The sequence below is a fragment of the Priestia sp. 40 genome (assembly GCF_049368575.1).
In the GTDB taxonomy this organism is placed as follows: domain Bacteria; phylum Bacillota; class Bacilli; order Bacillales; family Bacillaceae_H; genus Priestia; species Priestia zanthoxyli.
Map to the genome: position 1 here is coordinate 304,291 of NZ_JBMPZA010000026.1, position 14,562 is coordinate 318,852.

Below are 14,562 nucleotides of genomic sequence, written 5' to 3' on the forward strand. Positions count from 1 at the left end.
TTTTATTTAAATGCCGCATACCCATCATCAGCCATGATGACGCTGCCGTTTACAGCTCCCGCTTCTTCTAAGGAAAGCAAATAAACCATATCTGCAATTTGTTTTGGTGTAGTGAGCTCCCTGCTCATCGTTTTAGCTTTCATTCCTTCAATCATACCGTTGTCTTTATAGCCTTGAATAATGGGCGTATCAACAAATCCTGGCGCAACGGCGACGACGCGAATACCGTATTTAGCGAGATCTAGCGCAGCTGATTTCGTCATCATGACAACAGCTCCTTTCGTTGCGTGATAGGCATAGGTACCGGGTGAGGCTAAGAAGCTAAAAATAGATGCCGTATTGATAATAACGCCTTTTATACCTAGCTCTCTCATTTTCCTGCCCGCTGCCATAATGCCATATGTAACGCCGTGCTGATTGACATTAATAATACGGTGATATTCTTCTAAGTCTTGATCTAAAACAGATGTAGGGCGTCCGATACCTGCATTGTTAAACATCACATCAATTCGTCCAAATTTGTTCACCGTTTTCTCAATCAGTGCTTCTACTTCTTCGAACTTTGTGACGTCCGTTTTCACAAACAAAGCGCTGCCTCCAGCTTCTTCAATTTGTTGAAGCGTCTCTTTTCCTTTTTCTTCATCGTAATCAGCAATGACCACCGCGTCTCCTTTTTGCGCAAACTTTAACGCAGTCTCTTTACCGATTCCACTTGCTCCCCCTGTAATAACCGCTACTCGTTTTTGCTGCATGTTTCTCCCTCCTTGATGAAAATTCCTTTCTTTTACATTATAGCATTCTTTTTTTCTACCAGCCGTTTCTATTAATCACCTCATTGCTATGAAATTAGTCAAGTTAGGCATAGTTGAATGCCTTTTTTACTAAAAATCAGCATGTGTACAAGCAGTCTGTCATTTTTTGCATTTACTATAGGGTAAGGAGGTGATGGCTATGCATGAACACACAGGCAATGTATCTATTCCCCGTCCTCCGGATGTGGTAACAATTCTTTGGGAGCGAAATCCTTTGGATAGACAAGCTCCTCGTACTATCGTAGAAGCAACAGTGATTGGCAGCGCAAATCCTTGTGGACGCTTATTAGCTCCAGATCAGCGCTATCGTACTGCAGCACATTGTTTACTTGATAACGGCTTTGAACAAATTACCGCGGAAAGATTAGGGGTATTTGGAGTAGCTGTATTTGTTAGAGAGTACTAAAATAAAAAAGGGACTTTTCTGTAAGTTAGAAAAGTCCCTTCATACGTATTATGCGTGGAAATTTGTACCGTCTGTTACAGCTTCGATTACTCCGGCGCGGATGACAAAGTCACCAAAGTGCTCGCCTTCTTCTCTTTCTTTTGCATAGCGAGGAAGCAAGACGCGCAGTTCATTTAAAATTTCTTCTTCACTGATATTTTCACGATACATTTTGCTTAAGCGGCTGCCATCAAATGCTGCTCCAAGATACATATTGTATTTACCCGGTGCTTTACCAATAAAAGCAATTTCACCTAAAGCAGGACGTGCACAGCCGTTAGGACAGCCCGTCATACGAATCGTGATTTCTTTATCACGAAGACCGTTTTCATCTACAATTGCTTCAATTTTCTCAAGAAGAACTGGAAGATAACGCTCAGCTTCTGCCATCGCAAGCCCGCAAGTTGGAAGCGATACGCAAGCTAATGAGCTGCGGCGAAGAGCCGAATAATGCTTGCCGTCAGTTAATCCGTATTGTTCAATCAAGTCACTAATTTGCTTTTTCTTTTGAGTTGATACGTTCGCGATAATTAAATTTTGATTGGCCGTTAAACGGAAATCACCGCTATGAACTTTTGCAATTTCACGAAGACCCGTCATAAGCTTATAGTCTTCAAAGTCAGCAATACGTCCACCTTGAACAAAAAGAGTAAAGTGCCATTTTCCTTTTACACCTTTTTCCCAGCCGTAGCGGTCTCCGTTATGATCAAAGTGATAAGATTTTGCTTCGTCTAAGCTCCAGCCCAGACGGTTTGCAAGCTCTTCTTTTACCGTTTCTAATCCAAGACGATCAACCGTGTATTTAAAACGCGCGTTTTTACGCACAGAGCGGTTTCCGTAATCACGTTGAATCGTAATGACTTTTTCCGCTACTTCTAGAATTTGATCAGGTCTACAGAACCCAATCACTTTTGCAAGCTGAGGGTACGTTGCTTTATCTCCGTGCGTCATACCCATACCGCCGCCGATTGCTACGTTAAATCCAACAAGTTTCTCGTCTTCTAAAATGGCAATGAAGCCAAGGTCTTGTGAATACACGTCAATATCGTTAGACGGTGGAACAGCTACGCCAATTTTGAACTTTCTTGGCAAATAGAGCGGACCATACATTGGTTCCACTTCTTCTTCCACTTCCGGTGTGCTGATCACTCTCTCTTCATCTAGCCATAGTTCGTGGTACGCTCTTGTACGAGGCAATAAGTAATCACTTAATTTTTTTGACCATTCGAATACTTCAGCGTGTACTTCTGACTGATATGGATTCGGATTGCACATTACGTTACGGTTTACATCTCCGCAAGCTGCAATTGTGTCCAATAAAGATGCATGAATTTCTTGAATCGTTTTCTTCATGTTCCACTTTAAAATCCCGTGCATTTGGAATGCCTGACGAGTTGTCAGCTTTAACGTTCCATTTCCGTATTTTTGCGCTAAATCATCCATCACTAGCCACTGTTCTGGTGTGGAAACACCGCCTGGCGTACGAACGCGAAGCATGAATTGGTAAGCTGGCTCTAGCTTTTGTTTTTGACGTTCATTACGAAGATCTCGATCATCTTGTAAGTAGCTTCCGTGGAACTTCATCAAACGATTATCGTCTTCGGAAATACCTGAGCTGATGCGGTCTAGCATTGTTTCTCCTAATGTACCGCGTAAATAATTACTTTCTTCTTTTATGCGCTCAACGTCACTTGGAGGACCTTCGGGCGCTTTTAAAGTTTTGTTTACCATGTTGAAAATCTCCTTTCAATCCTCAGTATACATCACGCTGATAACGTTTTTGTTTCTTCATTTCCGCAAGGTAACCTTCCGCTTGTTCACGGCTCATCTTGCCTTCTGTTTCAACAATTTCAACTAGCGTGTTGTGCACGTCGCGTGCCATATTTGTCTTATCTCCGCACACATAAAAAGATGCGCCTTCTTCTAACCATTGGAATAACTCTTTACTATGTTCGAGCATACGGTTTTGTACGTATACTTTTTCTTCAGTATCGCGTGAAAACGCCACGTCCATTTTTGTCAGTACGCCATCTTTTAACCACTTTTGCCATTCTGTTTGGTAAAGGAAGTCTGTTACGAAGTGCTGATCACCAAAGAACATCCATGACTTGCCTTTTGCTCCTGTTTCTTCACGCTCTTGCATAAATGAGCGGAACGGAGCCACACCTGTACCAGGTCCTACCATAATAATAGGAGTTTCTTGATCTTGAGGAAGCTTAAAGTTTTTATTGCTTTGAAGGTATACAGGAATCGTATCGCCTGGCTGCAAGCGTTCTGAACATAGGACTGAACAAACACCTTTACGCTCGCGTCCGTGCGCTTCGTAGCGTACCGCTCCGATTGTTAGATGAACTTCATCAGGGTTTGCTGATAAGCTGCTTGCAATCGAGTAAAGGCGCGCTGGCATTTTACGTAAAATGGCTACAAACTCTTGTGCCGATACGTTCCATGGGCCGAAGTCACGAACTAAGTCAATCACATCACGGCCTTGTGTGTATGCTTTTAATTCCTCGCGATTTTCTACAAGCGCTTTTAACTTATCGTTTCCAGTGAGCTCAGCTGCTTGCTTTAAAAGCGGTTTTGTTAACACGGTAATTTCAAAATTAGAGATTAGCGCTTCTCTAAGAGGACGCGTTTCTCCTTCTTTATTAACCGTTACACTTTCACTTGCATCCCACTTGAATTCGTTAAGAAGAAGATCAACAAGCTCCGGGTCATTTTCAGGATAAATACCTAAACTGTCTCCTGGTTCAAATGTCAAACCTGAACCTTCTAAAGATAGTTCTAAGTGTCGCGTTTCTTTATTTGATCCGCGGCCATTTAAGTTTAAGTTCTCAAGCACTTCTGCTTTAAAAGGATTTGTTCTTGAATATGGTGAAGTTCCTGCAGGAGCTTCCGCTGGAACAGCTGCTGAAGCGCTGTGTCCTTTCGCTTCGCTCAATCCGTCAATAACACCTTTAAGCCATTTATTTGCGGGCTCTTCAAAATCTAAATCACAGTCAACGCGCGGATACAGTCTTTCACCGCCAAGTTCTGCTAAGCGCACATCAAATTCTTTTCCTGTTTGACAGAAAAATTCGTATGAGCTGTCTCCAAGCGACAAGACAGAAAAACGGAAATTCTCAAGCTTTGGCGCTCGACGGCCGTGAAGAAATTCATGGAAAGATAGCGCATTATCAGGCGGCTCTCCTTCTCCATGTGTACTTACGACAATCAATAAATTTTCAAGTTTCTTCAAATTATTTGGTTTGAAATCATTCATAGAAGATACAGTTACATTAAAACCTTTTGCTTCAAGCGTTTTGCCTGTATTTTCAGCAAGTCCTTGAGCATTTCCTGTTTGTGATCCGTAAAGAATCGTTACGTCTTTTGAAATCGTCTGCTCCGCTTGAGCAGGCGCTGCTGCAGAAACGTCTGGCGTTCCTTCGGCAGACGTAGATTGAGCTGCTGTTAAATAACCGCTCAACCACATTTTTTGTGCTTCTGTTAATGTCGGCAGAAGGCGATTAAGCAAATCTGCTTGTTCTTGATTAAAAGGGCTGTTTACTACCTTAAGTTGCAACACTGTCCACCTCACCAAAATATATAATTTAAATATGTATGCTTTTACGAATCATCTTCAACAACATTTAATACCTGTGTCTAATTAATCAATGATGTTTCCCTTCATACATTATTATTCCTATAGATTATATCAAATTTAATTATATAAATCATTAGAAAATTCTTATCAAATTCGTCTACCTGCATTTTATCGAAGAAGAATAAATTAGTAAAATACATATAATTGATAACTAGTATTAAGATAATTAATAATTGAATCTGTATTTACGTTTTTTATAAACGAAGTTCCTTCCATATTTGTTCATTCTACATCCTTCACACGAATATGAATATTTTGTAATTTTTAGAGAAGTTTTGTAGAAACGGTTTTCTTTCTCATCAGAATGTTACATAATAAATGTAACATTAATCCTTTTAAAAAACACTATATGTAAAAGACAGTATATTCTGAAATTTAGGACAGTTTATAGGTGAGCTAGCAACCTTTTATTCGATTGATTCATACACATTGAAGAATATAAAGGGAAGCTTGCAGTACATACAATTCCCTTTTGCTCATCTCAAATGAAAGGACTGGCTTTTAAATCAGGTAATCTTTTTAAGGAGGCTTCTTGAATGTTTTTACGAGAATTAACGAAAAGTGGGACGATAACTGTTTCTTACTATAAAGATGGAACGTTGCAAACGTGCAAAGGCCGCGTGCACAACTTAAATCTCCATCAGCAAATTCTATCCGTAAAAGACGAAAATGAAGCCGTTGTTTCCCTTTTGCTTTCTGATATTAAATCTATTCATTAGTATGTAAAATTAAGGAGGAATTACTATGTGGAAAGATAATAAGCAAGCGCTTACAGATTTTGTGTCGGAAGATAGGTTTGAACTGAACTTATATTTAACGTATTTGCTTGATCAAATTTCGTATGACACGTCTAAACAATCCCCTTTTCTTCGTAAGCCTAATGAAACAACTAGTTGATATAGAAAAAAGCGCACAAATTTGTGCGCTTTTTTTAATGTGATGGCTCTACTTCAACAATGCCTTCTTCTGGTTTTTCTTCGGCTTTTTTATTTGAAAGCTTGATCTGCCTTAAGAACAATGTACATACCGCTCCTAAAATAATAAAAGCTAAGCCCATGAAAAAGACGCTGTGCAATGCGCTCATTAGCGAGGTCTTCAAAATTGGCACAATGCTGTCTGAAAGCGCAGCTGGAATACTCTTTAGCGCCTCAGGGCTAAACAGCATCTGCAGCACACTTTCAGGATTCGTATCAATCGCTTTTTTAAACCCGTCCGCAAAAGCACTTGCTTGAGCAGGCAATGTGTTTAAATATGGAACGAGTTTGTCAGTAAGAAGCGTACCTGATTTTGCATTCATTACTGCTCCTAAAATCGTAATACCGAACGTTCCTCCAATTGAACGGAAAAATTGACTTGATGATGTAACCACACCGAGCTCTTCTTTTGAAAAGCTTTCTTGAAGAGCAAGTGTTAAAATTGGCATCACAAGACCCATTCCTAAGCCGATTATGGCCATATAAGAAGTGGCAACAAGCTTGCTAGTATGAAGGTCTAATGTTGTTAACAAGAAGAACCCTCCTGCCATAATGAGCATACCCGTTACAATTTGAGGCTTAATTCCGACTTTATAGACGAGCTGTCCTCCAATAATACTTGTTACAATCATTGAAATCATCATCGGTGTCATAATCGTACCTGATTCCGAGGCGCTGACTCCAACGATTCCTTGCATAAAGAACGGAACAAACGTAATGGCTCCGAACATGCCAATGCTCATAAAAAAGCCAATGATATTTAAAAGCGTAAACGTTCGGTTCTTAAATAAATACATCGGAAGAATCGGCTCTTTCGCTTTCGTTTCCACAATAATAAAGCTGATGATCCCAACAACAGCAAGTGTAAATAGACTAACAATTTGCCAAGAGTTCCAGTCGTAGTCTTTCCCTCCAAAGCTCAGGGCCAGAAGCAAGCTCACTACTCCGATAACCATTGTGAACATACCGGCTACATCGAATTTTACAGGTCCCGTATGTTTCTTTCCTTGAAGTCCCAGTGCAATAAAAACGGTAGCGAGTATCCCTACCGGCAAGTTGATGTAAAATACCCATTTCCAGTTCAGTGAATCAACAATCCATCCGCCAATTTGTGGACCGATGACAGAAGCAAGACCATAAATTCCTCCAAATACTCCTTGAAACTTTGCTCGTGCTTTTCCGGTAAATAAATCACCAATTACAATCATTGCCATTGGCATCATAACGCCGCCGCCAATTCCTTGTAATGCACGGAATAAAATAAGCTCTGTCATGTTATTTGCCATTCCACATAAAGCAGAAGCAACCATAAAAATAATAAGTCCTGTCACATAAATTACTCTGCGTCCTACTAAATCAGCGAGCTTCCCTGCAATCGGAACAACCGTTGTGGACGTTAATAAATAGGCTGTTGTCAGCCATGTCATCATGCTTAACCCGCCAAGGTCTCCTACGATTCTTGGCATAGCCGTTCCGACAATGGTTCCATCAAGTGCAGAAAAGAACATCGCAATAATTAAGCCAATTAATAAAAGCGTGCGCTTTGAATTTTTTTGATTTTCCATCGTGTGTCTCTCCTCTTTTTTGTTACTGCTGCTTATCTTTATAAGAAGCAGCTGATGTTGCAAGCTTTTTCGTAATAGAAGCCATCATGGAAAGCTCTTCTTCTGTTAAATGCAAAAGGTAGCGGTCCATAATGGCTTTTCGACCATTCAGCACATCTTCAAGCTTGAGATGCCCAAATTCTGTTAAGGTAATATCAACGACTCGTCTGTCCTCTTTATTATGTTCTCTTACAACAAAATTGTGCTGTTCAAGACGATCCACTAAAAGAGTAACGGCGCTCGGTTTTACATCCATTAGCTCTGCAATTTGAGAAACCTTACTGCTCCCTACTTTCTTTAAATAAGAAAGAACAAATAGTTGCGTAGGAGTCATCTCATGCTCATTTAGGCTCTCCATCATTTCGGGCTGCATTTTTTCAAATAGCACTTGAAGCGATGAACGAATCTCTCCAAGATACTGATTGCTTTTTGTCACATCTATTCCTCCAGGCTTGCTTATTTATTTCACGTTATAAATAGTTAATGCTAATTAAATATAAATGCATATAAACTAAAAGTCAATTATTTCTTTTTTAGTATTGACCCTTACGCTGCGTTATATTTTATAGTAGATTTCAGAAGGGAGATGAAAGAATGAACAGAAAAGTAAAAGAAGTGGCTGACTTAGTAGGAATCAGCGTCCGCACGCTGCATCACTATGATGAAATCGGGCTATTAAAACCTGATGCCGTTAGCGAATCCGGCTACCGGCTTTATTCACCGGCTAATCTCGATATGCTTCAGCAAATATTATTTTTTAAAGAACTTGGCTTCCCTTTAAAACAAATTCACGAGATTATAACAGACCCGACGTTTAATCGCACAGAAGCATTGATACTGCAAAAAAACATGTTGATTGAAAAACGCAGTCGGCTCGATCAAATGATTGTAACCATTAATAAAACGATTCAATATGAAAAAGGAGCGATTGAAATGAACGAAAAAGAGCGGTTTAACGGACTGGATTTTTCGCATAACCCGTACGAAGAAGAAGCACGGAAGCGCTGGGGAAACCAGCGGGTAGATGAAGCGAATGAAAAAGTACAAAGGTTTTCACAAGAAGAGCAGCAGCACATGTCAAACGAATGGGAAAGTATCTACACTCACTTAGCTTCGCTTCGTGATCTGTCACCATCCTCTACAGAAGCTCAAAAAGCCATTGAGCAATGGTATCAATTTTTAAATGAGAACTTTGGAACGTATTCATTAGAGGCTTTTAAAGGTCTTGGAGAAATGTATGTGCAAGATGAGCGGTTTACAACCAACATTGACCGCTATGGAAAAGGGTTAGCGAAATTCATGAGCGAGGCGATGAGTGTATTTGCTGATGCTAACAAACAATAAGCAAAAAAGATTTAGGCATAGCTAAACCATTCCAATCAACTTCTAGAAGGAATTAAATGGATTAAGCCCCTGTTCACCATACCAATAAAAAGATCCGAACGCTTCATCGTTCGGATCTTCCTTTAACGAAACTACTTTTGTTCCAGCCTCTTTTTATAAATGAAGCCCCATAAGCATTGTATTATAGTACACGCCATTTATATAGGTGTCTTTTTCTTTTAATCCTTCTGTTTGAAAACCTAGCTGCTTGTATAAAGCAACAGCTCTTTGATTATCTTCCCGCGTCACCAGTTCGATTTTTTTTGTTTGTTTATTCGTACGTGCCCATTCAATCAGCTCAATCATGAGCTGCCTTCCTAGCCCTAGCCCGCTATAAGCGTTCTCTACCACGATACCAAGGGTGCCCACATGCTTATTACGCGGGTTTTGAGACGAGGTGATGGATGCAATACTAATGATTTCCTCTTCTTTTTCAGCCACAACTATAAGAGAATTGTGCTCTCGTTTTACAGAAGCTAAAAATACTTCATACTCTGAAACAGGTCTAAGAAACTCCCCTTCTCCAAATGAAAGAAAATCACTTTCTCCGCCTACCCGGTTGTAAAAAGCAATCATTTTCTTTGCGTCTTTTGGCTCTGCTCCTCGAATAGTGACGCCTATTCCGTTCTTTAATATACGTAAACTCATATATCTATCTTCCTTTTAGTTAATCTGGTTTGCCTAGCTTAATTCTAGCGCTGTTTTTCTCTCCACTGATCTAACCACATGCGATTTCCTAAAGCCGTAAAATCATTTTCGTCGGCGTAGCGTTCGATGACGGAAAGCGCGTTGTCCTCAAGCATTGGTGAATAGCTCATAATTTCTAAAATATGATGTGCAGCCCATAGGTCGATTCGATAAGTAGGATTTGTCAGCAGTGTTGAAAATTCAAATAGCATGCCTGGATAATATAAATGAATGAGCTGCGCAATTTTTTTCATATCTTCTGCAGCTCGATTGCCTTTTTTTACAGACTTTTTATTTCGATAATCGATTTCATAATGAAGTTTGGCGCTTTTTTGATAAAGATCAACTAGCGTTTCATACGTACGGTGTTTCCGCATTTCTCATCTTCCTTTGCTTCTAGATTTCCTCGTTTGAAGATGCTATAGTTCATTTTTAGGTTTCATATATTCAAATAAATGCAGCAAAAATATAATACTTCCGCCAATACACATCACAAAACTTAACGTAGCAGGATACTGAATAAAGAAACCGACAACACCAAAAATCAGCATAGCAAGCGCTCCTATCATCATAAACAGATGATAAGCCGGTGTATTTTCTTCATTATTCATACATAACTCCTTTTCACTATTTTTTAAGTTATTAAAAAGATATGACACTTCTTTTGGACTATGATCTTTTATTTTGCTGCAGCTTTATTTCTTTAGCTTAGCACGAAGTAACGTGAGAAGGCCTCCTCCAAACATGACGCCGCCCACAATTTGATACAGGTGTATGTAGCTCTTTACCGTTTCAAGATACAGATCTGTGTCTACATTCCCTTTACTTTCTAGCCATTTTTGGCCCATGGTCTGACCCGTTGCGACGCTTTTTAACAAAACGACCAGGCCTCCGAGCATGACAACAGCGGCGATAATAAGCTGCACCTTTTCTTTATCATCTAGCATTTTTTTGAGCTCATCTGCCATATATATCTCTCCCATCCTTACCTTGTTATGTATCTACTTGTTTGTAATCATGCTGTTTTTTCTATTATAACGCTCAACTTGGTCATTATAACACGGTTTTGCCCTGCCTTTAGTCTCACTTTTCATAAATGAAGCCTTTTTGGTTCATACTATCTTTGAAACACAAACGTCTTTAACATCCCTTCATTATTTTTGAAGGGTTACTAATTGAGGTTGATACATGCTTATATTTTTAGGGATTTTTTTACTTTGTGCATCTGTTTGTTTAGTAGAAATACCTTATTTAAAAAAAGTGAACAATAAAAAAGAAAAGCGAATTTTTTGGAGTTTGTTCACAGTAAGTATTTTGATTGTTAGTTTAAAATACGGCGGTGTGGAGATCCCCAACCCCGGAGACGGCATTGCTTTTTTATTAAAACCTTTTAGTGATTTTTTGTTCAGTCTGCTGAAGTAAAAGGAAGTGAACAACGTGCATAGTCAGATGAAATTATCCGCAGCACAGTTTCGAATACTCGTTATTTTTTATAGCTTAGGCGACACTATTTTAGTCGTGCCTGGAAGCTTAACGGCTGATTCTAAACAAGAGGCATGGATTCCAGCTATTTTAGGCGTAGTTGTAGGTGTTTTACTTGTATGGATGTATATCAAACTCTCTAGCCTTTATCCGAATAAAACCCTTATAGAACTAAACGAAGCCATTTTAGGCAAGTGGCTAGGAAAGTTTGTCTCTCTTTTATTTGTCGCTTCTACTCTTCTTTTTTGCAGTCAAGTTTTGTTTTACGTGGGCTCATTTCTAACAACTCGAATTATTATTCAAACGCCTATGCTTGCTGTTCATATTTTGTTTATGGGAATTGTGATTGTCGGTGTTCGGCTTGGCATTGAAACGATTGCCCGCTGTGCTGAAATTCTCTTTCCTTGGTTTGTTATTCCGTTTTTAATCTTAGTTTTTTCGATCTTCCCTCAAATTCATTATGAGAATTTGCAGCCTTTGTTAGAGGTGGGCATTAAGCCTATTATCAGATCTATTCTGGTCTTTACAAGTATTACTTCTCTCACCTTTATTGTATTGCTAACCGTTTTCCCTGCTCACGTAGCGGAACCTGATCAGCGAAACCGCGCTTTTTTTACAGGAAGCTTAATCGGCGGAGGCACTATGATTATTATTTTATTACTTGGCATTCTTGTACTTGGAAATACGTATACACGTATCGCTTTATATCCAAGCTATGAGCTTGCAAGGCGGATCGAAGTTGCGGATTTTCTAAAAAACATTGAAGTAATCATGGCCATTATGTGGTTTTTATCTCTTTATTTCAAAACGTCTCTCTACTATTATGCGACCGTTTCCGGACTCGCTCAAATTCTTGAATTAAAAAACTACCGAATTTTAACTCTTCCACTAGGCATTATTGCCGTTACATTTTCACTTATCGTGTATCCAAGCATTCCCTATGAACAAACGTGGGACAGAGATACGTGGATTCCGTACAGTCTGTTATTTGGACTATTTTACCCTCTTGGATTATTAATAGTCGGGAAAATCCGCGTAAAGCATTCGGCGTCTTTATCGAAATAAAAAGAAATTGAGACATAACAAAATCCATCCAATCAACAGCTAGAAAAAGCTACATACACGAAACTTAGGTACATCCTATCAATAAAAAAATCCGAACGATTCATCGTTCGGATCTTCCCTCAACGAAACTACTTTGTTTCAGCCTCTTTTAAAAGAACACGGTTATACTCACTAATCCATTCCACAGCATATGCAGGATCATAGATGGGAAAATAGATTTTGTTCGATAATAAATAATGGCAAAGACAAGTCCCATGACGGTAGCTGTAATCGGAAAGCCAATATGTAAAAGACCGAATACAAGAGCGGAAACGAAAATGCCCACAAGCACGTGGTGGCGTTTGGTTAAGAAACCACATAAAACACCTCTATAAAGCAGTTCTTCTTTAATAGGCGTGATAACTGCTACACTTATAAAAAATATCCAGCTTGAAAGCAGCGTTTCATTAAAACTGCCTTGATTTAAATCTTTTTGCTGCTGATCTGCGCTTTCTACGTTTAAAAATGAAAGCATCACGTACTGCACCGCGGCTACAATTAAAAAGCCTGCCACAATATATACATACGTTTTTCTTTCTTTTAATACTGAGAAGTTCCACATAGGCTTTAAAAATCTGCGCACAGGTCTATAAAGCACCGCAACTCCTAGAAAAAACGCTGCGTCTACGAGCAGAGCATAGGGTCCTTCTAATAAAATCCCTGTCATATTCGAACCTATAACTTCATCGTAAATAGCTACTCCAATTCCGGCTATGATTTGCAGTCCAAAGCCCAACACGATAAATAGAAGCAATGTGAAGTAAGTAAACTCTTTTTTCTTTTTAGGCTTTAAAACTGGTTCTGAATTTGTTGATAACGTACTCAAAATAGCAACCTCCAAAAATGATTCTTTCTCTCTAGTGCTCTCAAAATTCTATCATAAACTCAGTTTAATTATGTTATTTTTTAGGAAAAAAGTTATATTTTTTCACATTTTATACACAAAGGTAGGGCTTCAAAAAATAAATGCGCTAACCAAATTAGTTGTCAACTTCCTTATATTTGATTACGCTTGAAGAAATCTTACCGAAAGTGAAGTGAAAAAATGGCAAACATTTTAATGATCAACTTTCCCGCTGAAGGTCACGTAAACCCAACACTTGGAATGGTAAAAGCTTTTTCAGACCGAGGTGATACCGTTCATTACATTACGGCCGAGCGATTTAAAGAGCGCCTTGAAAACGCCGGGGCTATCGTACACATTCACCCAGACTTATTAAGCGGTGTATCCATCAAGCCTGAAACTCCTCAAGGAATCAACGCTTTTCTAAACATCCACATCCAAACTTCTTTAGATACGCTGAAGCTTGTTCATACATTATCAAAAAAAATTGAATTTGATTTTGTGTTCTACGACAAGTTTGGAGCAGGCGAATTGGTGCGTGATTATTTGCGGATTCCCGGCATTGTCTCATCTGCTTCTTTTTTAATGCCAAAAGAACGCTTAGCAATGATGCCTCTTCATCCTGATTCAGGCGTTCCATTTAAGCCGGATGAACAAGCTCAGTACGGGCTCAGCTTGCTTAAAAATCAGTTTGGCGTAGAACCTAAAAATCTGCTTCAATTTATGAACAATGAAGGCGAATTAACGGTCGTGTACACAAGCCGCTTCTTCCAGCCTCTTCATGAACATTTTGATGACTCATGTTTATTTATTGGGCCAAGCTTTCCAAAGCGTCACAGCTCTGATGATTTTCCGTTAGAAAAACTAAAAGACGAAAAAGTTCTTTATATTTCAATGGGAACGGTACTTCATGATGTAGAAGGCTTTTTCAACCTGTGCATCGACGCATTTAGCGACTTTAATGGAAAAGTTGTGATTGCCGCGGGCGATCGAGCTGATTTTAAAAAAATTAAAAAAGCCCCGGAGCATTTTATTATTTCGTCTTATGTTCCCCAGCTTGACGTGTTAAAAGAAGCTGATGTTTTTGTCACGCACGGAGGCATGAACAGCGTAAATGAAGCTATTCATTTTAACGTACCGCTGGTCGTTTTACCTCATGGCAAAGACCAGCCTCTCGTTGCTCAAAGGCTCGTGGAACTAAACGCCGGATATCGCTTAGCAAAAGAAACGGTAAATGCTTCTCTTTTAAGAAATGCCGTTGACGAAGTTGTCAGTGAAGATTCCTATAAAAAAGGAATTAAAGAAATTAACGCAAGTTTCCAAGAGGCATCTGGCCCGGCTGCAGCAGCCGAGCAAATTATCAATCACGTAGTGAAGCAGCATTCATAAAGAAAAGGTGCACTGATGTGCACCTTTTTCTCATAAAAAAACCCATGTACAAACGGTATATACGCCAATGATTAGTATACTCATTTTACTAAGCGTACAATGAACGATAGTTAATTTTTGAAAGAGCATGGTCATGAACAAAGACCTCCTACTCCTTTAAAAGAGAAAAAGCTGAAGAATAGAGGCGTTTCTTAA

At 39.3% G+C, this 14,562-nt stretch carries 17 protein-coding genes; 7 read left to right on the plus strand and 10 right to left on the minus strand.

Annotated features, from left to right (window positions below; translation table 11 throughout):
* Positions 1-2 precede the first annotated feature (2 nt).
* Complete coding sequence (locus ACO1DI_RS27825) at positions 3-752, minus strand: SDR family NAD(P)-dependent oxidoreductase (RefSeq protein WP_014459368.1); 750 nt, start codon at positions 750-752, stop codon at positions 3-5.
* Between the two features lie 199 nt (positions 753-951).
* On the opposite strand from ACO1DI_RS27825, the gene ACO1DI_RS27830 reads away from it, so the two are divergent.
* On the plus strand, positions 952-1,218 hold the full coding sequence (locus tag ACO1DI_RS27830; protein WP_098113282.1) for a hypothetical protein: 267 nt from the start codon (positions 952-954) through the stop codon (positions 1,216-1,218).
* 48 nt (positions 1,219-1,266) lie between these two features.
* Here the strand turns inward: ACO1DI_RS27830 and cysI are convergent, their stop codons facing one another.
* Positions 1,267-2,988: an assimilatory sulfite reductase (NADPH) hemoprotein subunit gene (gene cysI / locus ACO1DI_RS27835; RefSeq protein WP_423145783.1), complete on the minus strand. Its 1,722-nt coding sequence runs from the start codon at positions 2,986-2,988 to the stop codon at positions 1,267-1,269.
* 22 nt (positions 2,989-3,010) lie between these two features.
* A complete protein-coding gene (locus tag ACO1DI_RS27840; protein WP_423145784.1) occupies positions 3,011-4,819 on the minus strand; it encodes an assimilatory sulfite reductase (NADPH) flavoprotein subunit in 1,809 nt (602 codons plus the stop codon).
* 617 nt (positions 4,820-5,436) lie between these two features.
* Here ACO1DI_RS27840 and ACO1DI_RS27845 point away from each other — a divergent pair.
* Both ACO1DI_RS27845 and ACO1DI_RS27850 read left to right on the plus strand, forming a co-directional pair.
* Positions 5,437-5,619, plus strand: a complete 183-nt coding sequence (locus tag ACO1DI_RS27845) for a YolD-like family protein (protein WP_013083869.1) — start codon at positions 5,437-5,439, stop codon at positions 5,617-5,619.
* Positions 5,620-5,644: 25 nt separating this feature from the next.
* Positions 5,645-5,797: a hypothetical protein gene (locus ACO1DI_RS27850; RefSeq protein ID WP_013057796.1), complete on the plus strand. Its 153-nt coding sequence runs from the start codon at positions 5,645-5,647 to the stop codon at positions 5,795-5,797.
* A gap of 34 nt (positions 5,798-5,831) precedes the next feature.
* Here the strand turns inward: ACO1DI_RS27850 and ACO1DI_RS27855 are convergent, their stop codons facing one another.
* Together ACO1DI_RS27855 and ACO1DI_RS27860 are read right to left on the minus strand one after the other, a co-directional pair.
* Positions 5,832-7,439 (minus strand): MDR family MFS transporter, encoded by a 1,608-nt coding sequence (locus tag ACO1DI_RS27855; protein ID WP_098113281.1) that lies wholly within the window; start codon positions 7,437-7,439, stop codon positions 5,832-5,834.
* Positions 7,440-7,461: 22 nt separating this feature from the next.
* Positions 7,462-7,914: a MarR family winged helix-turn-helix transcriptional regulator gene (locus tag ACO1DI_RS27860; RefSeq protein ID WP_014459363.1), complete on the minus strand. Its 453-nt coding sequence runs from the start codon at positions 7,912-7,914 to the stop codon at positions 7,462-7,464.
* Between the two features lie 158 nt (positions 7,915-8,072).
* On the opposite strand from ACO1DI_RS27860, the gene ACO1DI_RS27865 reads away from it, so the two are divergent.
* Entirely contained in the window at positions 8,073-8,822 is a 750-nt protein-coding gene (locus ACO1DI_RS27865; RefSeq protein WP_014459362.1) for a MerR family transcriptional regulator, read from the plus strand.
* A gap of 153 nt (positions 8,823-8,975) precedes the next feature.
* On the opposite strand, the gene ACO1DI_RS27870 is transcribed toward ACO1DI_RS27865, so the two are convergent.
* From ACO1DI_RS27870 to ACO1DI_RS27885, 4 genes are all read right to left on the minus strand, one after another.
* Positions 8,976-9,509 (minus strand): GNAT family N-acetyltransferase, encoded by a 534-nt coding sequence (locus ACO1DI_RS27870; protein ID WP_014459361.1) that lies wholly within the window; start codon positions 9,507-9,509, stop codon positions 8,976-8,978.
* Positions 9,510-9,553: 44 nt separating this feature from the next.
* Positions 9,554-9,925 carry a hypothetical protein gene (locus ACO1DI_RS27875; protein ID WP_014459360.1) on the minus strand — a complete coding sequence of 124 codons (372 nt, stop codon included), beginning with the start codon at positions 9,923-9,925 and terminating at the stop codon, positions 9,554-9,556.
* Between the two features lie 42 nt (positions 9,926-9,967).
* Positions 9,968-10,159, minus strand: coding sequence for a hypothetical protein (locus ACO1DI_RS27880; RefSeq protein WP_014459359.1), 192 nt, complete (start codon positions 10,157-10,159; stop codon positions 9,968-9,970).
* Positions 10,160-10,243: 84 nt separating this feature from the next.
* The gene (locus ACO1DI_RS27885; RefSeq protein WP_243549507.1) at positions 10,244-10,516 is read right to left on the minus strand and encodes a hypothetical protein; all 273 of its coding nucleotides are present in this window, start codon (positions 10,514-10,516) and stop codon (positions 10,244-10,246) included.
* A 220-nt stretch (positions 10,517-10,736) separates the two neighbouring features.
* On the opposite strand from ACO1DI_RS27885, the gene ACO1DI_RS27890 reads away from it, so the two are divergent.
* Positions 10,737-10,970: a hypothetical protein gene (locus ACO1DI_RS27890; RefSeq protein ID WP_014459357.1), complete on the plus strand. Its 234-nt coding sequence runs from the start codon at positions 10,737-10,739 to the stop codon at positions 10,968-10,970.
* Between the two features lie 15 nt (positions 10,971-10,985).
* Positions 10,986-12,095 (plus strand): GerAB/ArcD/ProY family transporter, encoded by a 1,110-nt coding sequence (locus ACO1DI_RS27895; RefSeq protein ID WP_423145785.1) that lies wholly within the window; start codon positions 10,986-10,988, stop codon positions 12,093-12,095.
* 148 nt (positions 12,096-12,243) lie between these two features.
* On the opposite strand, the gene ACO1DI_RS27900 is transcribed toward ACO1DI_RS27895, so the two are convergent.
* Positions 12,244-12,960: a CPBP family intramembrane glutamic endopeptidase gene (locus ACO1DI_RS27900; RefSeq protein WP_140451389.1), complete on the minus strand. Its 717-nt coding sequence runs from the start codon at positions 12,958-12,960 to the stop codon at positions 12,244-12,246.
* A gap of 219 nt (positions 12,961-13,179) precedes the next feature.
* Between ACO1DI_RS27900 and ACO1DI_RS27905 the strand changes: the two genes are divergently transcribed.
* A complete protein-coding gene (locus ACO1DI_RS27905; RefSeq protein ID WP_014459354.1) occupies positions 13,180-14,367 on the plus strand; it encodes a macrolide family glycosyltransferase in 1,188 nt (395 codons plus the stop codon).
* Positions 14,368-14,562 lie beyond the last annotated feature (195 nt).